Genomic DNA, 24,602 nt, shown 5'->3' on the forward strand with positions numbered 1-24,602 from the left:
GGGCGGGGCGATCTGGACGACACCAGGAGTATCGCACGCTCGCTTCACGCCGTCAACTGGCAACGGGGCGAAGGTGTTGCGCACGATGGAGATAAGCGCGGATGAATCCGCCGCGACGGACGCGAAAAGTCCTCACACCCGCGTCTCGCTTGGACCGGTGCTCCTCCGTGAATCAGCGAGCTCGACGGGTTGGTGGAACATGGGGCGGCGCGGAGCATGCAAAACACGGACAGCGAAGGAGCGGTGATCGTCGACTCTCACGCATCCGCGGAGGATGAAATGGCACAGAAACGCGAACTGATCGAGCCCAACCCAGGCGACAAGCGCTACGTGCGGCGCGACGAGAACGGGCAGTTCACGACCGACCAGGTGGACGTGGGCCGTTCGCTGGCGGCGGACCAGCGGCAGCACGCCAAGACCAAGGCCAAGCCTGGCCACGGTGACAAGGGCGACCGCTGACCCGTTCGTTCGGGTTGCTAGCCGAAGCTCCATCAAGAACGCCGCGCGGGATCAGCCCGCGCGGCGCTCTTGCTTTGCTGCATCCGCCGCTCGCCAACAAGCTTGACAACTAACTTGCCAATTGCTTAGCTATTGGCAAGCTAATTCACAAGCTTGCGCCGCGGGGGCCGGGATGACGGTGGAAGAGTTGCGGGAGTCGCTGGAACAGCTTCAGCGCCAGGGAACGGAGCAGACCAGCGTAGAAGCGAAGCGTGCGCGCGATGGCGTGCCCAAGCGCATCTGGGAAACGCTCTCGGCCTTCGCGAACACGCCGGGCGGCGGCGTACTCCTTCTTGGCGTAGACGAGGAGGCGGGGTTCGCGCCCGCGGGCGTTGCCAATCCGGCGAAGATACAGGCCGACCTGGGCGCGGTCGCCGCGCAGATGGAGCCGCCCCTGCGCCCCCTGCTGCAGGTGTTCGACGTCGACGGCGCCTCCATCGTGGCGGCCGAGGTCCCGGAGCTCCCCGCCAGCGCAAAGCCCTGCTACTACCAGGGTGCGGGGCTGCCGAACGGCGCCTTCATCCGCGTCGGGGACGGTGATCGCAAGCTCACCCCGTACGAGGTGCAGGCGCTGTTCGAAGCGCGCGGCCAGCCGCGCCACGACCTGGAGCCGCTGGAGGGAACTACGCTGGAGGACCTGGATCCCGAACTGGTGGGAGGGCTGCTGCGCCGCCTGCGCGGCCGTGAGAGCGGCCCCTACCGAAGCTGGACGGACGAGCAGGCGCTGCGGGCCCTGAAGGTGCTCGTTCCCGCCGCGGACGGAAAGACGGTGGTTTCGCTCCAGGGGTGGACCTGCTTCGCGCAGTATCCGCAGGAGCGCTTTCCCAATCTGTGCGTCACCTTCCTTCGCTATCCCACGCCCGAGGCCGGGCGTCCCGGCCCCCAGGGCGAGCGGTTCCTGGACAACGTGAAAGTCGAGGGGCCCGTGCCGGTGATGGTTGTAGAGACGTTGCGGGCCATCAAGCGCAACATGCAGCGGCGGGGCATTGTCCAGGGGCTGTTTCGCGAAGACCTGTGGGAATATCCAGAAACGGTGCTGCGCGAGGCGCTGGTGAACGCGCTCGGACACCGCGACCTGTCGCCCCAGGCGCGCGGCAGCCAGGTGCAGGTACACATGTTTCCGGACCGCATCGAGTTCCAGAGCCCCGGCGGGCTGTTCGGCCCCATTCAGCCGGACCAGCTGGGAGAGCCCGGGGTGCAGTCGTCGCGCAACGCGTTCCTGATGAAGGTGCTGGAAGACCTTCCGCCTCCGGGCGAGTCGCGGCCGCTGTGCGAGAACCGCGGAACCGGCCTGACTGCCATGATCGAGCAGCTGCGCCGGTCGGGCATGTCGCCGCCTCGGTTCGACGTCAGCCTCACGCGGTTCCGGGTGGTGCTTCCCAATCACAGCCTGTACGACGAGGAGACGCTGCGCTGGCTGGAGGACCTGGCGAAAGGCGAGCCCGTGTCGGAGGCGCAGCGGCAGGCGCTTGCGTTCGCCCGACACAACGGCACCCTGACGAACGGCGACTACTGCCGGGTGGCCGGCCGCGACTCGCGCGTTGCCACGCGCGAGTTGAACGAGCTGGTGGATCGCGGAGTGCTGGAGCGCACGGGCGCGGGGCGATGGTCCACCTACGCGCTTCGCGACCGCACGGAGCCCGGCGCCGCGCCGCGGCCCCGGCGGGATCGCGCGGACGAAATCGTGGACCTGCTCCGATCCTCGGACTCGCTGTCGGCACGCGAGATCGCGGCGAAGTTGGGGCTCTCGGCCTCGGGCGCCCGCCACTGGCTTTCGCGCCTGCGCCGCGCCGGGCGAATCCGCTCGTCCGCACGCACGCCCACATCGCCGGAAACGCGCTATGTGCTGGACGACGTGCGCCAAGCTTGACGACAATGGCTTGCCAATTGGCAAGCTGTTGTCAAGCAAGTTGGCGAGCTGATCGCAAGCTTCCGTTCAGGGGCGGAACTGCGGCTCGACAACTACGGCTTGCCAATTTGGCGAGGTGTTGGCAAGCAGTCGTCAGGCTGATTGGCGAGCGGGCGTGCGGCGGCCCGTCTGGCACCGAACGGGCGTTCGAACCGGCGCCCGCCTTACGTTGACCCTCCCACGGGCGCGGGTTACCTTCGAGGGATGGGTCAAGTACTGCCCGGCGCTTGCCTTGCGGTTCCATCCAGCGCCGTCATCCACCCTTGCAACCGCCCTCATGAAGGACCTTGTTACCCTGCAGGTGAACGGCGACACGCATGAGGTGGCGGTGCCCACGCACTGGACGCTGCTGGAGTCGCTGCGCTACGCCGTGCAGCTCACCGGCAGCAAGCAGGGGTGCGACAAGGGCGACTGCGGCGCGTGCACCGTGTGGCTGAACGGCGTTCCCACGCTGGCGTGCATCACCCCCGTGTACGAGGCCGTGGGGCAGCGGGTGACCACGGTGGAGGGGCTGGTGGGGCTGCGCACCGCGCCGGGCGCACCGCACCCCCTGCAGGACGCATTCGACGTGTGCGGCGCGGCCCAGTGCGGCTTCTGCACGCCGGGCATTTTGATGAGCGCGGCGGCGCTGCTGGAGGAGAACACGGCGCCCACGCGCGACGAGATCAAGGACGCGCTCAGCGGCAACCTGTGCCGCTGCACCGGCTACACCAAGATTTTGGACGCGGTGGAGATGGCGGCGGCGACGCTGCGCCAGCAGCCGGAGGTGGCGGCATGAGCGCGGAGCGGCAGGAGTTCGAAAGCGCCCGCGGCGGCGTTCCGGCGGATGAGCCCGAGGTCGCCGAGCGCGGCACGCCGGTCGTGGACCACGCGCCCTCGCACGCGGGCGAGAAGGTGAAGCTGTACGGCAGCCGCGAGGAAAAGTCTGCGCCGCTGAACGTCATCGGTACGCGGCAGCGCAAGACGGACGGCCTGGAAAAGAGCACCGGCCGCGCGCGCTACACCGACGACCTGGTGCTGCCGGGAATGCTGCATGGCAAGATCCTGCGCTCGCCCCACCCCCACGCGCTGATCCGGTCCATCGACACCTCCGCCGCGCTGGCCCTGCCCGGCGTGTTCGCCGTGGTCACGGGAAGCGAGATGCCCATCCCCTTCGGCATCATCGTGTGGACGCCGGACGAGAACGCGCTGGCGACCGACAAGGTGCGCTACATCGGCGACGCGGTGGCGGCGGTGGCGGCGGTGGACGAGGACACGGCGCTGCGCGCGCTGGAGCTGATCCAGGTGGACTACGAGGTGCTGGAGGCGCTGCTCGATCCGCACGAGGCCGTGCGCCGCACGGACGTGCAGATCCACGAGGCCAAGAAGGCCGGGCACAACGGCAACATCTCCAAGATCGTCAAGCTGGAGTTCGGCGAGGTGGAGCAGGGGCTGGCCGCGTCCGACGTCGTCATCGAGGGCGAGTACTTCTTCGAGGGCACCACGCACACCCCCATCGAGCCGCACTGCGCCATCGGCCAGTGGGAAGCGGGCGGCGCGCCGGGCGGGCGGCTGACCGTGTGGTCGTCCACGCAGGTGCCCCACTACCTGCACCGCGAGCTCGCCAAGGTGCTGGAGCTGGATCCCGCCAAGGTTCGCGTGATCCAGCCGCACGTGGGCGGTGGCTTCGGCGGCAAGAGCGAGCCCTTCGACCTGGAGTTCTGCGTCGCCAAGCTGGCGATGAAGACGGGCCGGCCGGTGAAGATCCTGTACACCCGCGAAGAGGTGTTCTACGCCCACCGCGGCCGCCACCCGTTCTACATGAAGTACCGGGTGGGCGCCACGGCGGATGGAAAGCTCAAGGCGGTAGACGCGCGCACGCTGCTGGACGGCGGCGCCTATTCGTCGTTCGGCCTGGTGACCACGTACTACAGCGGCCAGCTGCTGGCGGCGCCGTACGAGATCCCGGCGTACCGCTTCGACTCCACGCGCGTGTTCACCAACAAGCCCGCTTGCGGCCCCAAGCGCGGCCACGGCAGCGTGCAGCCGCGCTTCGCCTTCGAGGTGTCGCTCGACAAGCTGGCCGAACGGCTGGGTTTGGACCCCATCGAGCTGCGCCGGCGCAACTTCATGGGCAGCTTCCGCCGCACCGTCAACGAGCTGCGCATTACCTCCAACGGCTTCATGGAGTGCCTGGACGCGGTGGAGCGCGCCAGCGGCTGGAAGGAGCGCAAGGGGCGGATGGGGTATGGGCGCGGGCTGGGCGTGGCGGGCTCGTGCTACATCTCGGGGACCAACTATCCCATCTACCCCAACCGGATGCCGCAGTCCGCCGTGCAGCTGCAGGTAGACCGCTCGGGGCGCATCGCCGTCTTTTCGGGCGCGTCGGACATCGGCCAGGGATCCACGTCGCTCGTGGCCTACATCGTCTGCGAAGAATTGGGCGTGCCGCTGGACTACGTGCGCGTGCTTCCGTCGGACACGGACTTCACGCCGGTTGACCTGGGCAGCTACTCGTCGCGCGTGACGTTCATGCTGGGGAACGCCTGCGTGGACGCCGCCCGCAAGCTCAAGGCGCTGGTGCAGGACGCGGTGGGGGCGGAGTGGGAGATTTCGCCGAAGCGCGTGCTGCTGGCGGGCGGACGGGCCATGGACGCGGAGGACACGGGGCGCAACATGTCCATCGTGCGGGCGTTCAACCTGGCGGAGGCGAAGCACGGTACGCTGGGTTCCGTCGGCAGCTACAACACGCCCAGCGACGTGCATGGCGAGTACCGCGGCGGGACGATCGGCGCCTCGCCCGCGTACTCGTTCACGGCGCACGTGGCCGAGGTGGAGGTGGACGCGGAGACGGGGTTCGTGGACGTGAAGGCCATCTGGGTGGCGCACGACTGCGGCCGGGCGCTGAACCCCACCATCGTCGAGGGGCAGATCGAGGGCTCGGCGTACATGGGGTTCGCCGAGGCGCTGATGGAGCAGCACGTGTTCAAGGACGCGGAGCACGGGCGGGCGGGCCTTCACGATGGCCCGTCGCTGCTGGACTACCGGGTTCCCGGCTCGCTCGACACGCCCGAGCTGCAGGCGCTGATCGTGGAGTCCATCGATCCCGAAGGGCCGTACGGCGCCAAGGAGGCGGGCGAGGGTCCGCTACACCCGTCCATTCCCGCCATCGCCAACGCCATCTACGACGCCGTGGGGGTACGGATGGATTCGCTGCCCTTCTCCCCGCCGCGCATGTGGCGGGCGCTGCAGGAGAAAGCCGCTCACGACGCCGAGCCTGAGCGCATCGCTGCGGATTGAGGGTCGGGCAGGCGGACGACACGCGCTTCGATACGCCCCGACGTGTCCGCGGCGCCCCCCATCCCCAGCCCTTCCCCCGCAAACCGCGCGGGGGAAGGGAACCAGCCCGGTGCGTCACGCCGACGGTTGGGAGCCGCACAAAGGCCCGTCATCCTGAGGCCAAGCCACGCCAAACCTGACCGCAAACCATACCTGGCGGGCCGAAGGATCTAGCGGTGGCCACGTACCAGCCCGGGCGCGGCAGCGGTCACCGAAACCGAGGCCTCGGCTGCCGTGGGGCCCTCACCCGTCCGCGCTGACACGCGTGCCACCCTCTCCCACGAACAGCGTGGGAGAGGGGGTACACTTTCGGTGCGGGGCTGTGACGAGTACAGTAGCGGATGCCCGGCCTTGCTGGGGCGACTGAAGTCGCGTCTGGAACATCACGAAGTCCGCCTTCGCGGACTGCACGCGTAGTCGGGTGCGCCAGGGCGAGGGAGGCGCGGTTCAGGTCTCCCCCTCCCCTGCGAAGCGGGGGAAGGGGGCCGGGGGGAGGGGGCTGCCGCGGCATGCACCCGCAGTCAGGATTTCCCACGCGGCGCTCCGGTATTCGCCGCGGCGTGTACCGGGCCAACTCCGAAGCACCCCACAGTCTACCTCCGGGGTGAGATGGCCGAGGCGGAGCCAGCGGTGCTTGGCTGGACTATGACGGTGGATGAGTTGTTCACCTAGCAGCAAGGGCCGCGGCGCCATCGGCTCCGCGGCCTTCTTCATGCTCGATGCAGCGACGAACCCGTCAGCGCAGGATGAGCACGGGGCCGGCGGTGGCCTGGACGGGGAGCGACTCCGCGACCGGGCCGGTGAACCACACGCGCACCCTGGCTCCCGCCACGAGTTCGTCCGCGGATGCCCGAACGACCGTTTCGCCGCTGCCGGCCAGCACATCCGCGCCGGGGAGAACGGTGATGTAGGCTGCTGGCTCCCTCCCAGCGACCGGGGTAGTGGCTTCCACAAGAATGCGCCGGCCGGCCAGGATTGCGCTGGACTGCTGGATGGTACCCTCAATGCTCGGGGCCTCGTCGGGAAGCGTGGCTGCCGAGGGCATGCCGCACCCGGCCGCGAGCGCCGCAGCGAGCAGAATCCACATCCTGTTCATCAGCATCTCCTGATTGCGAGTCCGTCGATCATGCCGAAGAACGTGCACGTCCCGGCAGTCGCGACAGCCGCTTGGCCCTTGGATCGCCTCCACGCGTGATCGATGCCGGAAGTGAGCCGCCGTCGCATCTGCCCGTGAAGGACAGCGGGCGGAATCGCTGGGCGCGGTGGACGGGTGGACGCGCGGGACCGGCGCTGCTGTTCGCATGCGCCGTCGTAGAGGGATGCCTGGTTCCCGCGCCGACGGAGGCCGTGTTCGCGGCGCTGGCCATCGCACGGCCACGCCGGGCGTGGGCGCTGGGAGCGCTCGCGGCGGCGGGCTCCGTGCTGGGCGGCGTCATCGCGTGGCACCTGGGCGCCACGGGCTTCGACCGGTATGGGCAGCCGCTGCTGGCGCGCTACGGGCTGATGGGTGAGCTGGAGGCCCTCGGCGCGCTATACCGGCGGAATGCCGGCCTGGCACTGCTCACCTCCGGCTACACGCCCGTGCCCTACCTGCTGTACGGCATCGTCGGTGGCGCTACGGGCGTTCCACTGGGCACCTTCGTCCTGTTCTGTGCCCTCGGCCGGGGATTGAAGTACGCCGTGCTGGCCGGCGTGGCGCGCATCGCGGGGCCGCCGGTTCGGGGCTGGCTCGCGCGCAACCCGTGGCGGATGGTGTTGATCGTCACCGCCGTCGCGCTGATCGTACTCGGCGCCTGGATGGTCTGACGCCCCGCGCGCGTCCGACGGCCTCGTCTGATGGCCTGCATTGTCCCCGGAAGTGCGCAGAGTGTTCACCCCGTGGCGGAATTGGCGCGGGGCATGCACCGTGTGCTCACATGGCACCGGCAAAAAACACCCCCGATCCGGCCGAAACCATCGGCACGGCGCTGAGCGCGGCGGAGCAGGCCGCCGCGCGCTTCACCGACGCGAAGACCGAGGTGCTGCACCGCCTGGCGGACGTTGACGCGGCGGTGCTGGAAATCGTGCAGCGCGTGTACGACGCCACGCCCGCGGAATTTCAGCGCTCGTTCGTGGCGAGCATCGACGGCGACGACGACGAGGAGCTTGCCCTGCCGGACTTTCTGCGCCTGCTGCTGGAGCGCCCCGGCGGCAGCGAAGGGCGTTTCACCATCAGCGTGATGGAAAACCTTTACGACGACGGTGACGCGGACGAGGACGGCGCAGAAGACGACGAGGACGACGAGTAGCAAACGACGAAGCGGCTCCCGGGGAATCCGGGAGCCGCTTTTTCGTCGTACGATCCAGCCGCGTCGCGCCAGGCGCTAGGACGTGCGCGTGACGTTTACCGTGCGGCCACAGAACGCGCCGGTGAGCGTGTACGTCTGCGTCGCGGGGGTGAGCGTTGCCGTCAGGTCCACCGTGCAGGTGCCGGTTCCGCCCGTGGACCGCGACCAGGCGAAGCTGCCCTTCTGCGTGTGGGTGTGCACGCCGGGCACGCCGTTGGTCCACGCGCCGTTCGCCGCCAGCTGGATGTTGGGGCTGCCCGTGATGGTGACCGTTCCCTCGCGGCGGCCGCGCGCCGGGAGCGTGCACGCCGAGTCCGTACGCGTGGCGTTCATCTGCATGCTGCCGGTGCGAGTGGCCGGATCGCGGGTAACGACGCGCTGGCCCTCGATGGTGCTGGCGCCACCGGCCGGGCAGGCGTGCTGCCGTTTGAAGCTCGTAGTGGACGTGGTGGCCGCGGCCGACGGACCGCCCGCCTCCTGCACGCTGAAGAGAGGCCCGAACCCGGCGATCGCGCCGGCGGCGACCCCGTCCCAGGCCGCGGCCAATTCCCGCGCCTCGGCTTCGCTCAGGGACGCGTCGGCGGGACCGGTGGCTCCGCCTTCGCAGGCGGCGAGGGCAAGCGCAAACGGTGCGGCGAATAGCAGGGCGGTGCGGCGCATCGGGTCCTCGCGGCGTTCGGGTGAGCGGTGGGCGAACGGGTCGCCTTCGATCGTGCGTCAGGAGATACAGCCGGCCGCGCTCACACGTTGGGTGCGGACATGGATGGTGGGTACAACCGGCGGAATGCGCAAGTGTTGGCTGGTCGCATCTCAAGCGTCCCATCAGGCTGCTTTGCCGCATGGCCTCGCATGGAGGTCACGGAGGAGGAGCAGAGGACCGAGCACCCTGCTCGTTGCGCGCGTCGAGTGCACGGGCCGAAGCGCGATTCAGGTCTCCCCCTCCCCTGCGCAGCGGGGGAAGGGGGCCGGGGGGAGGGGGGCTCCCAAGGCCTGCGCCGATCACGAGTCGAGACGCTAGCTCCGCACTAACGCACTCCCGCACTTTCGTTCCCAAAGAAGCCGGCCCCCGCAACATTCGCGGGGGCCGGCTCGTCCGTTCGCCTGGTGCCTCAGTGGCTGCCCTGGCCCTTGAGCACCATGTCCGGGTACCCGTTGTCGGGGTCGCCGCCGCGCTTCAGCACGCGGTCTACCGTGCCGGGGCCGCGGTTGTACGCCAGCAGCGCCAGCTTGGTGTCGCCGTCGTACTTCTTGATCAGGTCGTTCAGGTACTTGAACCCGATCCGCAGGTTGGTGCGCGAGTCGCGAAGGTCGCGGATGGTGACGTCCTTCTGCAGCCAGCGCGCCGTCGCGGGCATCAGTTGCGTGAGGCCGATGGCGCCCACGTGGCTGGTTGCGGCGTTCTTGAACGAGCTCTCGGTGCGCACCAGCCCGAACGCGATGTCCGGGTCGATGTTCTCCTCCAGCGCGATGTCGTAGATGTCTTCCGCAAGCTCGCGGCTGACGTTGTACGACTTGAACGCTTCCAGCTTCTGCTCGATCACCTGGTCGCGCGCGCCTACCTGCTTGTCGGCCACCTCGAGCCGCGCCTCGCGCCACGCCTGACCCACCGCGCCGTCGTTCAGCACCTTGGGGGCGGCGATCTGCGGGATCACCGAAAGCTGCCGCTCGTGCGACGGGTCGGTGCGCATTTCGTTGGCGCGGGCAATGGCCAGCGGCGTCGCCGTGCCCACCACGCCCAGCCCCATCACGCCGTACTTCACCGCCCTGCTGCCGCGCACGCGCTCGTAGGCGCTGCCTCCGCGGCGGCGCGGAAGGAGCACGCCGCCGCTTACGCGCTGGTCCGTGCTCGTGCCGTTGATGCGCGGGTCACCCGCACCGTCGAACGACCGGCGATAGCGCGCGGGAAGCTGGGGCGCGGCCTCCGCGGCGGGAAAGCGCCTCCGGGCGCGGCCCACCGGGTGCACCGGGTCCTGGCTGGTACGCTGCCAGGGGGGCGTGGGGCGCTTTCTCGAAGTGTGCATCGGCGGCTCTCCTGCTTCTGGTTCTCGCCCGGCGGCCTGTCCCTCTATGCGCGCCCGGCAGGCCCCCTGATCGGTGCAGGGTCCGTGCCACCCGGACAAACGTTTGTGTCCACCCGGGGCGGTTGCGGGAACGCGGAACCTTGTGCATTGTAAGGGCGTAGCAATCCACGCGGCACCCGTTTCCGCCTGCCGGCATCCCCCGCGAGGGCGCATGACCTCTCCCGCTCGGTTCCTCCTGTTCGTGATGCTGGTGATCGTGGGCGTAAAGGCCTCCGAGCAGCTGTACGGCTATGTGGCCTTTCGCGACGAGCGCACCGAGGTGAAGACACTGCGGGCGCAACTGGGCGGGGCGGCGGCGCAACTCGTGGCGGTGCGCGCCCGCATGGACAGCCTGCACCGCGACATCGACGCCCAGGACGCGAAGCTCACCCGCGAGCTGGCCGGCCTTCACCGATATCAGCGGCAGGCGCGGCACCGGCAGCTTCCTCCGGCCGTGTACGACTCGTACATGGCCGCGCTGCAGGAGTACAACCTTCGCGTGGAGTCGCGGAACCTGGTGCACCGCGAATGGCAGCAGCTGGCGGCCCGCCGCGACGGCCTGGCGTTCCGCTACGACTCGCTGGCCGACAGCATCCACTCGCTCGCGGTGCGCATGGGCCAGCCCTACTACCAGGCTCCCAGCCCGCTCGAAGCCGCCGCCGAGTACGCGCACTGATCGAGGGTAAGACCAGTTTCACGCAGAGGTCGTAGAGGAAACGGAGAGGACGCAGAGAACTCAACGAGCCCTCTGCGTCCTCTCTTTTCTCTCTGCGTCCTCTGCGTGAAACCTTCTTTTGAACTTGGGAACGGCTCTTGTACACGCTCCCCGCCGTGGAAACGAAACGAGCGAGCAAGGGACGAAAGAAGGCTCCCGCGGAAAAGCCCTGGCGGCGGACGGGGTCGCCCGAGGAGGGCTTCGTGTACCTGCGCGGCGACGGAAAGCCGCTGCGCAGCGCGCCCGCGCTCGCCCGTATCAAGAAGCTCGCGATTCCCCCCGCGTGGACCGGCGTCCACATCAGCCCCGACCCGGCCGCCAAGGTGCAGGCGTACGGCACCGACGCCGCCGGCCGCAAGCAGTACCGCTACCATCCGGACTACGTCGCGAAGGGCGCCAAGCGAAAGTACCGCAAGCTGCTGGAGTACGCCCGCGCCATCCCCCGGCTGCGCGAAGCCACCGAGGAGCACCTGGGCAGGGAGGGCGTGGGACGGGAGCGCGTGCTGGCGCTGGTGGTGCGGCTGATCATGCGCGGCTTCTTCCGCGTGGGAAGCGAGCAGTACGCCGTCGCCAACAAGACCTTCGGCATCGCCACGCTGCAGAAGAAGCACCTGAAGATCGACGGCGACAACCTGGTCTTCACCTACGTCGGCAAGAAGTCCATCCACCAGCGTTCCGTGGTGGCCGACACGCCACTGGTGGAGGTGATCCGCGAGATCCTGGCGCTGCCGGGAAAGCGCCTCTTCCAGTACGTGGACGAAGAAGGCAAGGTGCGCCCCGTGACCGCGGCCGACGTCAACGGCTACATCAAGGAGATGGTGGGCGCCCGCTACACCAGCAAGGACATGCGCACCTGGGGGGGCACGGTGCGCATGGCCACCATCCTGGCAGACCTGGGCCCGCCCACGAGCGCGCGCGACGCACAGAAGAACCTGGTGATGGCCTGCAAGCTGGTGTCGTCGGAGCTGGGCAACACCCCCACGGTGTGCAAGGCGGCGTACGTGCACCCCGCGGTGATGGAGCGGTACGCCGAGGGGAAGACCATCGAGCCCCTGATGCGCGAAGCTCCCCGCGACGACGAGGAGCCCGGGCGATACTATCCGGAAGAGGCCGCGCTGATGCGATTCCTAGCCAAGTGGGGCTAGGCTGGTCCCTCCTCCGCGACCGCGGCGGCCGCACGAGCGAGCCGCAGGCACGTCACCCGCCGCTCCTCCGTTTCCTCCACCCGCAGCTCCATCTCCCCGTCCGGGCCCCACACCGCCACCGCGTCGCCCATCTCGGGCACCCGGCCCAGCGTCCCGAAGACGAAGCCGCCGACCGTGTCGAACTCCTCCTCGGGAATCCGCAGCCCGAAGCGCTCGTTGACCTCGGAGATCAGCACGCCGGCGCCGATCAGCATGTCGCCCTCGGGGGTGGGCTCGAACTCCGGCTCCACCTCGTCGAACTCGTCGTTGATCTCGCCGACGATCTCCTCCAGCAGGTCTTCCAGCGTCACCAGCCCGTAGGTGCCGCCGAACTCGTCGAGCACGATGGCCAGGTGCACCGCGCGCCCGCGCAGCTCCGACAGCAGCTCGTCCACCGGCTTGGTATCGGGGACGAAGTGCACGGGGCGCAGCAGGTGCTTCACGTCGAACGGGCCCGCCAGGTCGCCGCGGCGCTCGTGCAGCACGCGCAGCAGGTCCTTGGTCAGCACCACGCCCACCACGGTGTCGATGGTGCCCTCGAAGACGGGGAGCCGCGAGTGGCCCTCCACCGTGGCCACCTCCAGCAGCCGCTCCAGCGACACGTCGGCGGGCACCGCCACCATCGCCCTGCGCGGCGTCATCACCTCGCGGACCACCGTCTCCGAGATCTCGAAGACGCCGCGGATCATTTCGCGCTCCTCCTGCTCCATCCCGCTTCCCTGCGCTTCGGCGGCGTGCGTCAGCGACAGGCGCAGCTCCTCGGGTGTCTGCACCAGGGGATGCAGCCCCGTGGCGGTGACGCCGAAGAGGCGGACGACGCCGCGCACCAGGAAGTTCAGCGGCCAGGTGACGGGCATCAGCACCCACGCCAGCAGGCGCAGTGGGGCCACGGCCAGGTGGGCGGTGATCCACTCGGCGCGGTGCACGGCGATCAGCTTGGGCACCTGCTGCCCGAGCGTGGCGTGAAGGAGGCTGACGACCAGGAGGGCGAAGAAGACGGCGACGGCGTCGGCGGGGCCCAGGACGAAGCCGGCCACGCGCACGGGGCCCCCCTCCATGCGGGGAAGCGCGTAGGAGCGCGCGAAGACCACGGCCTGGTAGCCCAGCGCCACCGAGGCCAGGCTGCGGGCCACCTGCGCGGCGAACACCAGCTCTTCCAGCCGGTCCAGCGCGGGAAGCACGCGCGCGGCGTTGGCGTCTCCCTGGCGGATGGAGCGCTCGATGCGGATGCGGCGAACCGCGATCAGGGCGAACTCGGCCGCGACCAGAAACGCGTTGGCCGCGATCAGCCCGAAGATGTAGAGAAGGGGGAGACTGCTAGGGTCGGGATCCATGGATGGCCGGGGTTGAACCGCGCCCCGCGGAGCGGGCGGAGCTGCGGCCTCGCGGCGGGGTGAGCGGGAGGCGGACCGCGCCGCCTCCCCGCCCCCGCCACGGTCGCCGTCAGGCGGCGGCGGGCTCCTGCTGCGCTTCGGCGGTCTCGACCGCCTCGGCGTTGGAAATCACCGGGCTGCAGAAGCGCATGCCGATGTTCTCCAGCTCCTTCAGGTCCTTCGGGGTGAGCGACGAAAAGCGCTCGCCCAAAAACTCGATCGTATCCGTCATCCACTCCAGCTGCTGCTCGCGCGAAGCCTTCATGACGCCGCAGCGATGGATGTGGCCAAACAGCTCATTGCGCGCATCGTCGAGCGGAGACGGACGGCTCGGGGCGGCGCGTTGTCCGCGGTCCCTGTTTCGGCTCAAGGTTCCTCCTGGTTCATGTAGGTTGCGGCCTTCCGCGGAAGGCCAGGGATTTTGTTTCCGGCGTACGTACAGCCCTCTAAGATAGCGGAACACCGGGCCGGGCGAAACCGGCCGTGCCCGCCGCCGGTCCGGGGATTGCTTTCGGAGTCCGGGTACGACCGCGCGGCATTCGAAGCCGAACGTTTCCCTGTTACCCCGCAGCCGCCGGAAGTGCCCTTTCGCACCCTCGTTCCGCCGCGTTCCCTTCCCGGCCGCCACGTCCGCTGGCGCGACCTGGACCTGCGCACGCACCAGGCGGACTTCGGCGCTTATCGCATCCACTGGGCCGAAACGGGAGCAGGCGACGACGCGCTGGTGCTGCTGCACGGGCTGAGCGGCTCGTCGCGCTGGTGGGCGCGCAACATTCCCGCCTTGGCCGCCCGCTATCGCCTGTACATTCCCGACGTCGTGGGCTTCGGGCGCAGCCGGGTGCCGGCGTACACGCTCCCCGACGTGCCCGCCGTGGCGTCCGTCCTCGCGGAGTGGATGCGGGGCGCCGCGGGCGAGCCCGTGCACCTCGTCGGCCATTCGATGGGCGGGCAGATCGCCATTCACGTGGCCGCGCGCTTCGGCAAGAGCGTGCGGCGCCTGGCGCTGGTGGACGCCGCCGGGCTTCCCCGCCCGCTCACAGCCCGCCACGTGATGCGGTTTGCGTACGAGGTGGCGCCGCCGCGGCGCTGGGGCGATCCCACCTTTCTTCCCGTGATGCTGGGCGACGCCCTTTCGGCCGGGCCGTGGACGGTGCTGCGCGCCCTGCGCCACATCCTCCAGGACGACGTGCGGCCCCTGCTGGGCGAGATCGCGCACCCCACGCTGATCGTGTGGGGCGAGCACGACACCATCATCCCGCCGGACCACGGGGTGCAGATGCGCCAGGCGATTCGCGATTCCCGGCTCCTGGTGCTCCGCGACGCCTATCACGTGCCCATGGTCGACCAGCCCCACGACTTCAACCAGGCGCTGCTGGCGTTCCTGGCGGGCGAGGAGGTGGGGGAGTGACGGACGGGGCACGCCTGGGCCGCGCGGCGGCTCAGTGGGCGCGGACGCACCGGGCCCACGCGGGGGGCTGGGCCATGCGCTATCGCACGGCGGGCGAGGGGCCGCCCCTCGTGCTGGTGCACGGGCTGGGGTGCTCGGCGGACTACTGGATGAAGAACGGGCCCTGGCTGGCGGCCGCGGGATACCGCGTGCTGGCGATGGACCTGCCCGGCTTCGGGCGCACGGACGGGCCGCCGTTCCTGAGCATCATCCAGCAGGCGTTCGCCGTCTCGGCCTTCGTCGAAGCGCTCCAGCTGGGCCCGGCCGCGTTCGTGGGGCACTCGCTCTCGTGCCAGACGGTGCTGGAGCTGGCGGATACGGAGCCCGAGCGCGTCGCGGGCCTCGTCCTGGCCGCCCCTACGGGCGACCGGCGGCGCAAGCGGCTGCTGTACGAGGCCATCGGGTTCGCGCTGGACGTTCCGCGCGAGCCGCCGTCCCTCGTCCCCGTGATCGCCGAGGCGTACCTGCGGGCCGGGCCGGTGCGGTGGATGCGCACCTGGCTGGGCGGAAAGCGCCACGACACCTTCGGCGCCGCCGCCCGGGTGCGCGCCCCGGCCCTGGTGCTGGTGGGCGAGGACGATCCCGTGTCGTCGCCCAAGTTCGGTGCGGCCCTGGCCCGCGCCATTCCCGGCGGGCGGATGCGGGTGATCCCCAACGCGGCCCACGCCATCATCTTCGACGAGCCGCACGGGTTCAACGACGCCGTGCTCGACTTCGTGCGCGGGATCGGCCTCGCGCCGGCGCCTTCCTCAACGGCCGGGTAACCTGGATATGCCCCATAGATCCGAACGTGACGAGACCATCCGGTTGCGGTATCGCGTCGGGCCCGACGACCCGGAGAGGGGCGTGTACTACACGTTCCCGGTGGAGCCGCGGTTTACCTCCGAGCTACGCATCGGGGCGTACCTGGAGGACGTCGATCCGGATCCGCTGCCCCCGATCCTGAAGGGGGGAGTGCTGCAGATCGAACTGGCGGGGACGCCACGGGCGCTCGAGGCCTTGGGTACGTACTTGATCGCGCTGGCACGCCTGGAAACCCAAGATCCGAATCCGCACGAGCACATCGAAGACGTGATGCACGAAGGGGGCGGGTCCGTGCATCTCATCATTCGGCGGGAACGAGGAACGCCCTGAGCCTACGGCCGCGCGGCGGGAAGGTACTGCGGCGGCAGCGGCATGTCGGGGCGCTCGTGCTCCCAGTAGATCGCCACCACCCACCAGCGCGTGCCGTCGTTCATCAGCTGGATGCTGTTGATGCCGCGCAGCACGGTGCTGTCCGTTTCCGTCCGTCCCTCGTACGTGCTCCACACGTGCACGATGTGGCCGAACTGGTCCGTCTTGCGGGCGAGCTCGCGCTCGCGGAAGCCGTTGGTTTCCAGGTACGGGCCGGAGGTGGCGATGTAGTCGTTCACCTCCATCAGCCGAATGGCGACGGAGCCGTTGGGGCGCTGGCCCGCCGGCATCATGCGGGCGTGGGGGATGAACAGCGACCGCATGCGGTTCCAGTCGCGCTTCTGCCCCACCGGGCCGGAGATCACGTCGTACAGCGCGGCGATGATGGCATCCACGGACTGCACGTCCGCGGGGTTGGCCGCGGGGACGGGGGTGGCCACGGGGTTCGTGGCCTGCGGCGCGGGCGTCTGGGCGTTCAGCCTGCCGCTCGTGGCCAGGAGCAGCCCTGCCGCGAGCGCGATCGTCCGGACCTTCGTGTGTGTCATGGTGGGATCCACAGGAGGGTGGTAAAAAATTAGCGCATTGGGAGAAGTGTAGCGTCCGGGGTCCACACGTCAAGCAGGAAGTTCGCGGACTCATCCACCGTTGACGACCGCGCCCCGTCCAAGGACCTCTGGACGGGGCGCGTCGGCGAACCGGGAGCGGTGAAGCTCAGCCTGCCCGGGGCGGGATGGTGATGGTCACCTGCTCGCCCGGCCTCACGTGGATCTCGAAGCTGTTGGACGTGCGGCTGCTGCCCAGGGGATCGACCATGAACGTAACGCTGCGCCCCATTCCCACGACCGACTCCGGAAGGCGAAGCACCGTGTTGCTGTTGCCGTTCACGTTGCCCAGCCGAACCCTTTGGCCGCTCGCGACCACGTAGACGGTCATTTCCGTCCACGCGTGGTTCTGTACGCGCACGGTCGCCGGCTCCGGCCGGGGCGCATGCCTGTCCCTGGGGCTGCTCGCGCACGCCGCGAGCACCACCGCCACCAGCAGCACCATCAACCTGCCCACCCGTTGACGAATGCCCGAGGCCGTCGGGCGCAGTGTCGTATTCATGAGCAATCTCCGTTGGGTGCCATTGGTATCCGCCTTTCGCATTCCGGATCTACACCTTCCGTGCCGGATTGATTCACGCCTCGATATCATCCCTCGTTTGGAGCACTCGTGCGCTGTTTGAGGTTAAGCCGACAGCGACCCTTGACATAGTTGCACCTTGCAACCATCCTTCTCTCAGGATCGTTGCAAGACACAACCGAGTGGAGCAGGACGATGGTGGATGCGATGGTGGCACGGGGACGCGCGCTCCCCCTGGCGGGCGAGGACCCTCAACTGGAGAGCGACGCGGTAGACCTTCACCGCGCGCTTACCGAGCTGGTGCGCGTTTACCAGTTCCGCGACCGCGACCGCATCTGCTGCTACGACATCTCGGTGACGCAGTGCTACGCGCTGGAGGCGGTGGTACTCGATGGTCCGCTGACGCTGAACGAGCTCGCGTCGCGGCTGTACCTGGACAAGAGCACGGCCAGCCGCGTGGTGGATGCCCTGGAAAAGAAGGGCTACGTCCAGCGGCAGGCGAGCCCTGAAGACCGGCGCGCGCTGCACCTGGTGACCACGGAGGACGGCCGCGGGCTGCACGCCCGCATCGAGTCCGACATCCTTGCCCAGGAGCGCTCGCTGCTCTCCGAGTTCGCCCCCGAGGTGCGGCAATCGATGTCGCGGCTGATCCTGCAGCTGGCGCGCGCCGCGGGCACCCGCATCGACAACTCCGGCGGCAGCTGCTGCACCATCGGCTGACTTCGCGGGACGGCCCTCCGAGGAGGGCCGGTCTTACGCCTGCATAGTTGCAAGAGACAACCACTTGTCACACGAGGAGATTACGGCGATGAGCACGAATGAGAGCGGGACCCGGGCGGGGTTGCCGGTGGTGGTAATCGGCGCGGGGCCTGTGGGCCTGGTGGCCGCGGCGCACCTGGTGGCGCGCGGCGAGCGGCCGCTGGTGCTGGAAGCGGGCGAGGCGGTGGGCGCCAACATCCGCCAGTGGTCGCACGTTCGCCTGTTCTCCCCGTGGAAGTACCTGACGGAGCCCGTGTCGCGCGGCATGCTCGAGGCCGCGGGATGGCGGATGCCGGACCCGGAGGCGCTCCCCACCGGCGGCGAGCTGATCGAGCACCTGGTCCAGCCGCTGGCCGCCCTTCCGGAAATCGCCCCGCACGTTCGCCTGGGCCATCGCGTGGTATCCGTCTCGCGCGCCGGGTTCGACAAGACGAAGACGGCGGGGCGCGACGAGGCCCCGTTCGAGGTCCTCGTGCAGCGCGCGGACGGGCGGCGCGAACGCATCCTGGCACGCGCCGTCATCGACGCCTCCGGCACGTACACCACGGCCAACCCCCTGGGCGCCAGCGGCGTCCAAGCGGAGGGCGAGACGGAGGCGACGGAGCGGATCTACTACGGCATCCCGGACGTACTCGGCCGCCACTGCGCGCGCTACGCCGCCAGACGAACGCTGGTGATGGGCAGCGGGCACTCGGCCTTCAACGCGCTGCTGGAGCTGGCCGCCCTCAAGGAGCAGTCGCCCGCGACGGAAATCGTGTGGGCCATTCGCCGGCGCGACCCCGGGCTGATGTTCGGCGGCGGCGCAAAGGACGCGCTGGCGGCCCGCGGCAGCCTCGGCACCCGGATGCAGAACCTGGTCGAGAGCGGCGCCGTTAGCCTGGTCACCGGGTTCCGCGCGGAGCGGCTGGTGCCGGTCCCTGCCGGGCTGCTGTTGGAGAGCGCGGAGGGCACCATCGGCCCCGTGGACGAGGTGGTGGTCGCCACGGGGTTCCGGCCGGACCTGGACATGCTTCGCGAGCTGCGGCTGGGGCTGGACGAGGCGCTCGAAGCCCCGGTGCGGCTGGCGCCCCTGATCGATCCCAACGTGCACAGCTGCGGCACCGTCTACCCGCACGGCTACGAAGAGCTCCGCCACCCCGAGCGCGACTTCTTCGTGGTGGGGATGAAGAGCTACGGCCGCGCGCCCACCTTCCTGCTGCTGACGGGCTACGAGCAGGTGCGCTCTATCGTCTGCGCGCTGACGGGAGACATGGAAGGTGCACGCGACGTGCAGCTGGTGCTCCCCGAAACCGGCGTCTGCTCCACCGACGTGGGCGGCGCCGCCTGCTGCGCGGCGGAGGGCGACGAGCGCGCGCCGATCGGCGGGTCGTGCGGCGTTGCCACCGGATGCGCGACGCCCGCCAGGCCGGCGGGCCCGGGGCTGCCGGTGGCGGCGTGCTGTGGATGAGCACGCACGCATTGGTCCTCGCGCGCGCTCCGCGGCCGCTCCCGATCGCCTCCACCCCGGCGCTGCCATGACGGACCCCATCATCCGCCCCGCCCTCCCGGCCGATGCGCCCGCCATCGCCCGGATCTACAACCAGGGGCTCCGCGGGCGGCAGGCCACCTTCGAAACGCGCGAGCGCACCGCAGACGACGTGCTGCCGTGGTTATCCATCGCGGACCGCTTCCCCGTGCTGGTAGCGGAATCCGGCGGAGAGGTCATGGGATGGGTGAGCGCATCGGCGTACCGGGCGCGCGAGTGCTACGCGGGGATCGCGGAGTTCTCGGTGTACGTCGACGAGCGCGCCCGCGGGCGGCGGATCGGCGACGCGCTGATGACGGCGTTCGTGCCGGAGCTGGAGCGCGCGGGGTTCTGGAAGGTGCTGTCGCGCATCTTTCCCGAAAACACCGCATCGCTGGCCCTGTGCGAGCGCCACGGCTTCACGCGCGTGGGCACGTACCGCCGCCACGCGCGCCTGGACGGCTGCTGGCGCGACGTGGTGATCGTGGAACGGCTGCTCGGAGCGGCGCTCGAGGACTGAGCGGAGAGGGTGGCGGCTGATGGTGATACGAGGAAACCCGTCCGACGGGCAATCTGTCATCCAGAGGCCCGAGCGCACTGGACTGGCCCGCAGTGCCCCTCGACTGACGCGCCACGTGGCATCCAGAGGCCGAGCGCACCGGACTGGCCCGCAGTGCCCCTCGACTGACGCGCCATCTGTCATCCAGAGTCCCGAGCGCACCGGACTGGCCCGCAGTGCATACTCCGCAGGGCCGTGGGATCCAGCCTGAGCCAGCACGAAGCCTGGGCGCGGCAGCGGCACGAAAGCCCGAGACGGGACGCCCCTGCCTCGGGAGCAGGCCCACCTCGACCAACCCTGCCCCGGCCGCTACTGCGAAGGGCTCCAGCCTCCTCGGGCGAATGAATTCGCTGCAACAAACACACGAAGTCCGCCTGCGCGGACTGGCTTGTTGTGGTGTGGGGAGGACCGTGTGGCGCGCCCCGAGACCCACAATGGTTGTTCAAACCGCGGCTGGGACTCACGAAATTCGCCTGCGCGGTCTGGCCACCATGGGTGTGGGGAGGACCGTGTGGCGCGCCCACGGCTGGGGCGAGGAGTGCGGTGCGGGGGAACTATCTACCGCGGCGGACGTCTGCTGTATCGATGGATGTCGTCGTGGGAAACAACGTCGACGAGCACGAGGTTGGAACCATCGGGGATGTAGATGATCCGGTCACCAAGGTTCACGTACGCTTCCCAATAGTGCTTGTCGGGCTTGACGGAGTGTGCCCGCAGGCTGGGGTGAGACGGATTATCGAACAACAACTTCACTCGCGCGAGAACCTGCTTGCGTACGACGGGTTGAAGCGATGCGAGAGCAGCCCGATACTGCTTCGTGGCTTCGAGCGTCTTGAACGCCGGCGCAGGCTGACGCACCGGAGGTCACGCGAGCCCATCGAGATAGGCGAACGCAGCTTCCCGCGAATCGAATTTCTCGACTCGTCCCCCACGGCGGTCGGCTTCCGCCGCCGCGATCCGCGCCTGCATCTCGGGGTGATCGAACCAGTGCCAGTTCGCCGGCTTGCGGGAGCGCGGCGGCACCACCTTTCGAACCGCTCGCATCACACGCGCGGCTGCGCCGAACTTCAATCTGGGCATGGCCGCCTTCTTCTCCGGTGTGCAGTTCGTTCACAAACATGCCCCGCAGGGCCACACAACTGTACATCCCTGCCACATCAATGTCAACACTCTAGACGGATGATGACGAAGTGGGCAGCCGCTCCGCGATGGCGAATGTGTGTGTGCGGGAGAGTTCGTGGCGCGGCCGCGGGTGTGTAGCGCATCCCTCAGTCGCTGCAGAGTACGGCAATGGGTAGGTTCGTCGGGACCGCTCCATCGGGATGACAACCGCGGTGCCGGGGCGCGCCATACGGCCGAAGAGTGCACGTCAACAAGCCAGTCCACGAAGGTGGACTTTGTGTGGTTGTTGCAGCGAATTCATTCGCCCGTGCGGGCCTGGGGCTCCTTACCCGAACCGCCCAGCCGCTCCGCGATGGTCCACGCCAGCAGCGGAACCATGATCTCGTGGTGCCCCGTGATGGAGAACCCGCGCCCCCCGCCCGAGCGCGTGGGGCGCTCCACCACGTTCACCCGCGGCCGGTAGTGGCGCAGCATGTCCAGGTCGCAGGTGACGAAGCCGCGCGGGCGACCCTCGCCCAGGTTGCGCGCCACCGTAAGCGCCTTGAGGAACACCTCCGGCATCACTACGGCCGAGCCGACGTTGATCACCACGCCCCCCTCGTCCAGCCCCGCCAGCGAAGCCGCCAGTCGCCGGAAATCGCGGTGCCCCGTGTCGCCGATGGCCGCCCCGTTCGCGGCCGGATGCTGGTGGATGATCTCTGCCCCCAGCGCCGGGTGAAGCGTGTACGGCACCCCCAGCCGGTACGACTGCAGAAGGAGCGAAAGCTCCGGATACGCCAGGTCGTCGCGGGCGTCCAGGTCGCGGGCCAGCGACTCGCCCATCCCCCACCCCTCGCCCATCCCCCGGACGAACGCGCCGTTCATCCCGCGCCCCGTCTCGTCCGCCATCCCGAAGCTGCCATCGGCCAGGCCGGCCTCCACGTCCTCGCTGGTGCCGCCCCAGCGCGCCATCTCGTAGTCGTGCACCCCGGCGGAGCCGTTCGACGCCAGGTGGGTGATGGCCCCGCGCCTCATCAGGTCGATCAGCACGGGGGCGAGGCCGGTCTTCACCACGTGGCCGCCCAGCATCCACAGCACCGTCCGGCGCCGCTCCACCGCGGCGGCGACGGCATCGGCCACGGCCAGGAACGACTCGGCCTGCAGCACGCGCGGGAGCGAGGCGACGAACGCGACGAAGGTGCGCGCCCCCGGATCGGCGGGCGGGGGCGCGGCGAACTGTTCGGCGAGCACCTTGTTGGGCCGCCCGCCCACGGGAACGGTGGTCACACGCGAAAGGTCCGCCTCGGGAACCGTTCCCGTGGCGGACCCCGCGTCCTGTTCCGGCTGCCGTTCGGCGCTCACGTGCCGGGGCGGAAGGTGCGCAGCAGCATGGTCAGCGAGCCCACCACCGGCACCCGGCTGCGGATGAGCACGGGAATGCGGTGCTGGTCGTCGGAGAGGAACACCTCGGCGCGTCCGCCTTCGCCGAACAGCCCGTCGGTCTTGATCACCGGCTGCACCACGATGGTGCGGAAGCGGCCGGCCGGCACCGTGATCGTTTCGCGCCGCAGCACGCGGATCACCACGGGGTTCCCATCCGCCTTGAAGTACCTCTGCAGCGTGTACGTAGCGCCCACGTCCAGCGGCAGCGTGCGCGCGTAGTACAGGAACGACAGGTCGTCCAGCGGCTGGTTCGTGGGGATGGTGCCCGTGCTCCCGTTCTCGCGCCGGTAGGTGCGCGATTCCGGGAAGAAGTCGTAGGTGCGGTTCCGCCGGTAGCGAACCTCGTGGACGTTCTGGTGAAAGCGGTGCGAGAACAGCCCGTCCGTGTCGATCCAGCTTTCGTAAATGTCGTTCACGCGGGCCAGCGTCACGCGCCCGTTCAGCGTCATGCGCGTGTGGAAGGTCTGCTGGCCACGGATGTTCACCAATCCCAGCACCGCGAGCGAGCCCTGGCCCACGGACGCGCCCCCCAGCTTCACCTGGTACGTGGCGAGCTCGCCGGCCCGGAACGGGGTGCGGTTCTGCGCATCCACCCCGGCCCCGCCCGCTACGACCGCCAGCAGGGCCACAGCCAGCGGGCGTATCGACATCGAAGACAACTTCATCTATCCCTCGCTTTCGGAGGCCGGGGCATCCGCCCCGCCATCCGCTGCATTCTCGTTTTGTCCCACCGGCTTTCGCCTGCGCCGCGGGCGCCGGGGCCGCTTGCGGGCGCCCCCTTCCGAGGCCGCCTGCTCGCCGTCCGCCGCGCCATCCGCCGCTTCCTCGCCGAACGCTTCTTCTCCCGACACACTCGCGTCCGCGTCGCCGCCCTCCGTCCGCCTGGGCTTGCGGCGCCGCGGCTTCCGCTTCTTCACCACCGGCTCCGCCCCCTCGGCGGAGACGTCGGCGCCAGGCTCCACCGGCTCCGCGAGAGTCAACGTCTCAGCCTCGCCGCTCGGGACGGCGGCGCGTTCTTCCCTCGGCTGGCGCGTCCGCTCCGGTCGGGGACGCTTCGGCGGAGCCGCTTCGGCGTCAGAATCCTCCGCCGGGCGGCGCTCGCGGCGGGGACGGGCGGGCCGCTCGTCGCGCGCGGACTGACCGTCACGCTCGGGCCGGCCTTCACGCTCGGGCCGGCCTTCACGCTCGGGCCGGGGTGCTGCCGGGACTTCGCGGCGCGGCGCGGCGCGGGCAGGCGCTTCGGCGGCCGCGGGCTCGGCGGCGGCGGGCGCCTCCGCGCTCCGGCGGGGCAGCGTCGAGATGCCCGGGGTGGCGCGGAACAGCGCCCACGTTTCGCGGAGCGCGTCCCACGGCCGGAAGCGCGTTTCGCGCTCGCGGTGCGCGTAGCGCAGCCTCACCTCGGCTTCTTCGGCGCGGCGGGCGTGCGGCGCCACGCGCACCAGCAGCTCGGCGTTGGCCGCCCACCCGGACCGCTCCAGCAGCGGCTTGCCGTCCGCGTCGGACAGGGCGCGCCGCAGCACCTGCACGCGGTACCCGCGAAAGCCCGAGAACGGATCGCGGATTTCGCGCGGCAGGGCGGAGCGCTTCAGCAGCCAGGGCAGTCCGCGCCGCGACCAGCGCATGCCCCGCGTCAGCTCCACGTCCACGGCGGCGACGGTGGAACCCACGATGTCGGCCCCGCCCTCCAGGCGCTTGACGAGCGCCGGGATCTCTTCCGGCGGCTCGGTGAAGTCGGCCTGCAGGAACACGGCGACGTCGCGCTTGGGGTGCGTGCTGAGCGACGCCACCTCGCGGACCAGCGTTTCCAGGGCCGCCGCGTACCCGCGGTTGCGCTCGTGGCTCACGACGGTCAGCGGCAGCACGCGCGTGTACGGCTGCAGCACCTCGGCCGAGGCGTCGGTGGAGCCGTCGTCGACGACGACGATGTGGTAGTCGCGCCCGAAGTCGGCCATTACCTGGCGGGTCCGCCACAGCAGGACCCCCACGGTTTGCGCCTCGTTCAGAACGGGGATGCAGATGTAGATCAAGCCTCGTCGCCCTCGTCGTCGTTCAGCGGTCCAACCAGCGATGGACGATACCCTGTCCCGAAGCGCCTGGTTCCCCCCGCGGC

General features: G+C 69.8%; 26 protein-coding genes. 14 read left to right on the forward strand and 12 right to left on the reverse strand.

Going from position 1 to position 24,602, the window contains the following annotated elements:
* The first annotated feature begins 279 nt into the window (after positions 1-279).
* From VF632_RS03275 to VF632_RS03290, 4 genes are all read left to right on the forward strand, one after another.
* Positions 280-459, forward strand: coding sequence for a hypothetical protein (locus tag VF632_RS03275; RefSeq protein ID WP_331021415.1), 180 nt, complete (start codon positions 280-282; stop codon positions 457-459).
* A 172-nt stretch (positions 460-631) separates the two neighbouring features.
* Complete coding sequence (locus VF632_RS03280; protein WP_331021416.1) at positions 632-2,368, forward strand: ATP-binding protein; 1,737 nt, start codon at positions 632-634, stop codon at positions 2,366-2,368.
* A 316-nt stretch (positions 2,369-2,684) separates the two neighbouring features.
* A complete protein-coding gene (locus VF632_RS03285; RefSeq protein WP_331021417.1) occupies positions 2,685-3,185 on the forward strand; it encodes a (2Fe-2S)-binding protein in 501 nt (166 codons plus the stop codon).
* Positions 3,182-5,686 carry a xanthine dehydrogenase family protein molybdopterin-binding subunit gene (locus tag VF632_RS03290; protein WP_331021418.1) on the forward strand — a complete coding sequence of 835 codons (2,505 nt, stop codon included), beginning with the start codon at positions 3,182-3,184 and terminating at the stop codon, positions 5,684-5,686. The genes VF632_RS03285 and VF632_RS03290 overlap by 4 nt, the downstream gene beginning before the upstream one ends.
* Before the next feature lie 775 nt (positions 5,687-6,461).
* On the opposite strand, the gene VF632_RS03295 is transcribed toward VF632_RS03290, so the two are convergent.
* Positions 6,462-6,821 carry a DUF3221 domain-containing protein gene (locus VF632_RS03295; protein WP_331021419.1) on the reverse strand — a complete coding sequence of 120 codons (360 nt, stop codon included), beginning with the start codon at positions 6,819-6,821 and terminating at the stop codon, positions 6,462-6,464.
* A 134-nt stretch (positions 6,822-6,955) separates the two neighbouring features.
* Here VF632_RS03295 and VF632_RS03300 point away from each other — a divergent pair, with 134 nt between their 5' ends.
* Both VF632_RS03300 and VF632_RS03305 read left to right on the forward strand, forming a co-directional pair.
* Positions 6,956-7,531 (forward strand): YqaA family protein, encoded by a 576-nt coding sequence (locus tag VF632_RS03300; RefSeq protein ID WP_331021420.1) that lies wholly within the window; start codon positions 6,956-6,958, stop codon positions 7,529-7,531.
* Positions 7,532-7,641: 110 nt separating this feature from the next.
* Complete coding sequence (locus tag VF632_RS03305; protein ID WP_331021421.1) at positions 7,642-8,013, forward strand: hypothetical protein; 372 nt, start codon at positions 7,642-7,644, stop codon at positions 8,011-8,013.
* A gap of 75 nt (positions 8,014-8,088) precedes the next feature.
* Here VF632_RS03305 and VF632_RS03310 read toward each other — a convergent pair whose 3' ends face one another.
* Positions 8,089-8,712 carry a hypothetical protein gene (locus tag VF632_RS03310; protein ID WP_331021422.1) on the reverse strand — a complete coding sequence of 208 codons (624 nt, stop codon included), beginning with the start codon at positions 8,710-8,712 and terminating at the stop codon, positions 8,089-8,091.
* Positions 8,713-9,161: 449 nt separating this feature from the next.
* Complete coding sequence (locus tag VF632_RS03315) at positions 9,162-10,073, reverse strand: lytic transglycosylase domain-containing protein (protein ID WP_331021423.1); 912 nt, start codon at positions 10,071-10,073, stop codon at positions 9,162-9,164.
* 211 nt (positions 10,074-10,284) lie between these two features.
* Between VF632_RS03315 and VF632_RS03320 the strand changes: the two genes are divergently transcribed.
* Both VF632_RS03320 and VF632_RS03325 read left to right on the forward strand, forming a co-directional pair.
* Complete coding sequence (locus VF632_RS03320) at positions 10,285-10,788, forward strand: hypothetical protein (protein ID WP_331021424.1); 504 nt, start codon at positions 10,285-10,287, stop codon at positions 10,786-10,788.
* 155 nt (positions 10,789-10,943) lie between these two features.
* Positions 10,944-11,972: a hypothetical protein gene (locus VF632_RS03325; RefSeq protein ID WP_331021425.1), complete on the forward strand. Its 1,029-nt coding sequence runs from the start codon at positions 10,944-10,946 to the stop codon at positions 11,970-11,972.
* Here the strand turns inward: VF632_RS03325 and VF632_RS03330 are convergent.
* Together VF632_RS03330 and VF632_RS03335 are read right to left on the reverse strand one after the other, a co-directional pair.
* On the reverse strand, positions 11,969-13,345 hold the full coding sequence (locus VF632_RS03330) for a hemolysin family protein (RefSeq protein ID WP_331021426.1): 1,377 nt from the start codon (positions 13,343-13,345) through the stop codon (positions 11,969-11,971). The genes VF632_RS03325 and VF632_RS03330 overlap by 4 nt on opposite strands.
* A 109-nt stretch (positions 13,346-13,454) precedes the next feature.
* Entirely contained in the window at positions 13,455-13,649 is a 195-nt protein-coding gene (locus tag VF632_RS03335) for a hypothetical protein (RefSeq protein ID WP_331021427.1), read from the reverse strand.
* A 315-nt stretch (positions 13,650-13,964) separates the two neighbouring features.
* Between VF632_RS03335 and VF632_RS03340 the strand changes: the two genes are divergently transcribed.
* From VF632_RS03340 to VF632_RS03350, 3 genes are read left to right on the forward strand one after another with little or no spacing between them, the layout of a single operon-like run.
* The gene (locus VF632_RS03340; RefSeq protein WP_331021428.1) at positions 13,965-14,792 is read left to right on the forward strand and encodes an alpha/beta fold hydrolase; all 828 of its coding nucleotides are present in this window, start codon (positions 13,965-13,967) and stop codon (positions 14,790-14,792) included.
* Complete coding sequence (locus VF632_RS03345; protein WP_331021429.1) at positions 14,789-15,595, forward strand: alpha/beta hydrolase; 807 nt, start codon at positions 14,789-14,791, stop codon at positions 15,593-15,595. Before VF632_RS03340 ends, VF632_RS03345 begins: the two co-directional genes overlap by 4 nt.
* A 43-nt stretch (positions 15,596-15,638) precedes the next feature.
* Entirely contained in the window at positions 15,639-15,965 is a 327-nt protein-coding gene (locus VF632_RS03350) for an Imm32 family immunity protein (RefSeq protein ID WP_331021430.1), read from the forward strand.
* A 2-nt stretch (positions 15,966-15,967) separates the two neighbouring features.
* Here the strand turns inward: VF632_RS03350 and VF632_RS03355 are convergent, their stop codons facing one another.
* Together VF632_RS03355 and VF632_RS03360 are read right to left on the reverse strand one after the other, a co-directional pair.
* Positions 15,968-16,549, reverse strand: coding sequence for a hypothetical protein (locus tag VF632_RS03355; protein WP_331021431.1), 582 nt, complete (start codon positions 16,547-16,549; stop codon positions 15,968-15,970).
* A 166-nt stretch (positions 16,550-16,715) separates the two neighbouring features.
* A complete protein-coding gene (locus VF632_RS03360) occupies positions 16,716-17,108 on the reverse strand; it encodes a hypothetical protein (RefSeq protein WP_331021432.1) in 393 nt (130 codons plus the stop codon).
* 183 nt (positions 17,109-17,291) lie between these two features.
* Between VF632_RS03360 and VF632_RS03365 the strand changes: the two genes are divergently transcribed.
* The 3 genes from VF632_RS03365 (at position 17,292) to VF632_RS03375 (ending at position 19,909) form a co-directional block, all read left to right on the forward strand.
* Positions 17,292-17,846: a MarR family transcriptional regulator gene (locus VF632_RS03365; protein ID WP_331021433.1), complete on the forward strand. Its 555-nt coding sequence runs from the start codon at positions 17,292-17,294 to the stop codon at positions 17,844-17,846.
* 88 nt (positions 17,847-17,934) lie between these two features.
* Entirely contained in the window at positions 17,935-19,332 is a 1,398-nt protein-coding gene (locus tag VF632_RS03370) for an NAD(P)-binding protein (RefSeq protein WP_331021434.1), read from the forward strand.
* Between the two features lie 67 nt (positions 19,333-19,399).
* Positions 19,400-19,909 carry an arsinothricin resistance N-acetyltransferase ArsN1 family A gene (locus VF632_RS03375; RefSeq protein ID WP_331021435.1) on the forward strand — a complete coding sequence of 170 codons (510 nt, stop codon included), beginning with the start codon at positions 19,400-19,402 and terminating at the stop codon, positions 19,907-19,909.
* 597 nt (positions 19,910-20,506) lie between these two features.
* On the opposite strand, the gene VF632_RS03380 is transcribed toward VF632_RS03375, so the two are convergent.
* The 5 genes from VF632_RS03380 to VF632_RS03400 all read right to left on the reverse strand — a co-directional run bounded on the left by VF632_RS03380 (position 20,507) and on the right by VF632_RS03400 (position 24,519).
* A complete protein-coding gene (locus VF632_RS03380; protein WP_331021436.1) occupies positions 20,507-20,806 on the reverse strand; it encodes a hypothetical protein in 300 nt (99 codons plus the stop codon).
* Between the two features lie 6 nt (positions 20,807-20,812).
* Complete coding sequence (locus VF632_RS03385; protein ID WP_331021437.1) at positions 20,813-21,028, reverse strand: hypothetical protein; 216 nt, start codon at positions 21,026-21,028, stop codon at positions 20,813-20,815.
* Positions 21,029-21,367: 339 nt separating this feature from the next.
* Complete coding sequence (locus VF632_RS03390) at positions 21,368-22,411, reverse strand: hypothetical protein (RefSeq protein ID WP_331021438.1); 1,044 nt, start codon at positions 22,409-22,411, stop codon at positions 21,368-21,370.
* Positions 22,408-23,157 carry a DUF3108 domain-containing protein gene (locus VF632_RS03395; RefSeq protein WP_331021439.1) on the reverse strand — a complete coding sequence of 250 codons (750 nt, stop codon included), beginning with the start codon at positions 23,155-23,157 and terminating at the stop codon, positions 22,408-22,410. Before VF632_RS03395 ends, VF632_RS03390 begins: the two co-directional genes overlap by 4 nt.
* Positions 23,158-24,519, reverse strand: coding sequence for a glycosyltransferase family 2 protein (locus VF632_RS03400; RefSeq protein WP_331021440.1), 1,362 nt, complete (start codon positions 24,517-24,519; stop codon positions 23,158-23,160). It abuts the gene before it with no gap.
* Positions 24,520-24,602: the final 83 nt, after the last annotated feature.

Source organism: Longimicrobium sp. (genome assembly GCF_036388275.1).
In the GTDB taxonomy this organism is placed as follows: domain Bacteria; phylum Gemmatimonadota; class Gemmatimonadetes; order Longimicrobiales; family Longimicrobiaceae; genus Longimicrobium.

Bases quoted from the DNA above. Each gene is read 5' to 3' on its own strand.
- VF632_RS03275 (WP_331021415.1), top strand. From the start codon at position 280: ATGGCACAGAAACGCGAACTGATCGAGCCCAACCCAGGCGACAAGCGC.
- VF632_RS03280 (WP_331021416.1), top strand. From the start codon at position 632: ATGACGGTGGAAGAGTTGCGGGAGTCGCTGGAACAGCTTCAGCGCCAG.
- VF632_RS03285 (WP_331021417.1), top strand. From the start codon at position 2,685: ATGAAGGACCTTGTTACCCTGCAGGTGAACGGCGACACGCATGAGGTG.
- VF632_RS03290 (WP_331021418.1), top strand. From the start codon at position 3,182: ATGAGCGCGGAGCGGCAGGAGTTCGAAAGCGCCCGCGGCGGCGTTCCG.
- VF632_RS03295 (WP_331021419.1), bottom strand. From the start codon at position 6,821: ATGAACAGGATGTGGATTCTGCTCGCTGCGGCGCTCGCGGCCGGGTGC.
- VF632_RS03305 (WP_331021421.1), top strand. From the start codon at position 7,642: ATGGCACCGGCAAAAAACACCCCCGATCCGGCCGAAACCATCGGCACG.
- VF632_RS03310 (WP_331021422.1), bottom strand. From the start codon at position 8,712: ATGCGCCGCACCGCCCTGCTATTCGCCGCACCGTTTGCGCTTGCCCTC.
- VF632_RS03315 (WP_331021423.1), bottom strand. From the start codon at position 10,073: ATGCACACTTCGAGAAAGCGCCCCACGCCCCCCTGGCAGCGTACCAGC.
- VF632_RS03320 (WP_331021424.1), top strand. From the start codon at position 10,285: ATGACCTCTCCCGCTCGGTTCCTCCTGTTCGTGATGCTGGTGATCGTG.
- VF632_RS03330 (WP_331021426.1), bottom strand. From the start codon at position 13,345: ATGGATCCCGACCCTAGCAGTCTCCCCCTTCTCTACATCTTCGGGCTG.
- VF632_RS03335 (WP_331021427.1), bottom strand. From the start codon at position 13,649: ATGAAGGCTTCGCGCGAGCAGCAGCTGGAGTGGATGACGGATACGATC.
- VF632_RS03355 (WP_331021431.1), bottom strand. From the start codon at position 16,549: ATGACACACACGAAGGTCCGGACGATCGCGCTCGCGGCAGGGCTGCTC.
- VF632_RS03360 (WP_331021432.1), bottom strand. From the start codon at position 17,108: ATGAATACGACACTGCGCCCGACGGCCTCGGGCATTCGTCAACGGGTG.
- VF632_RS03370 (WP_331021434.1), top strand. From the start codon at position 17,935: ATGAGCACGAATGAGAGCGGGACCCGGGCGGGGTTGCCGGTGGTGGTA.
- VF632_RS03375 (WP_331021435.1), top strand. From the start codon at position 19,400: ATGACGGACCCCATCATCCGCCCCGCCCTCCCGGCCGATGCGCCCGCC.
- VF632_RS03385 (WP_331021437.1), bottom strand. From the start codon at position 21,028: ATGCCCAGATTGAAGTTCGGCGCAGCCGCGCGTGTGATGCGAGCGGTT.
- VF632_RS03395 (WP_331021439.1), bottom strand. From the start codon at position 23,157: ATGAAGTTGTCTTCGATGTCGATACGCCCGCTGGCTGTGGCCCTGCTG.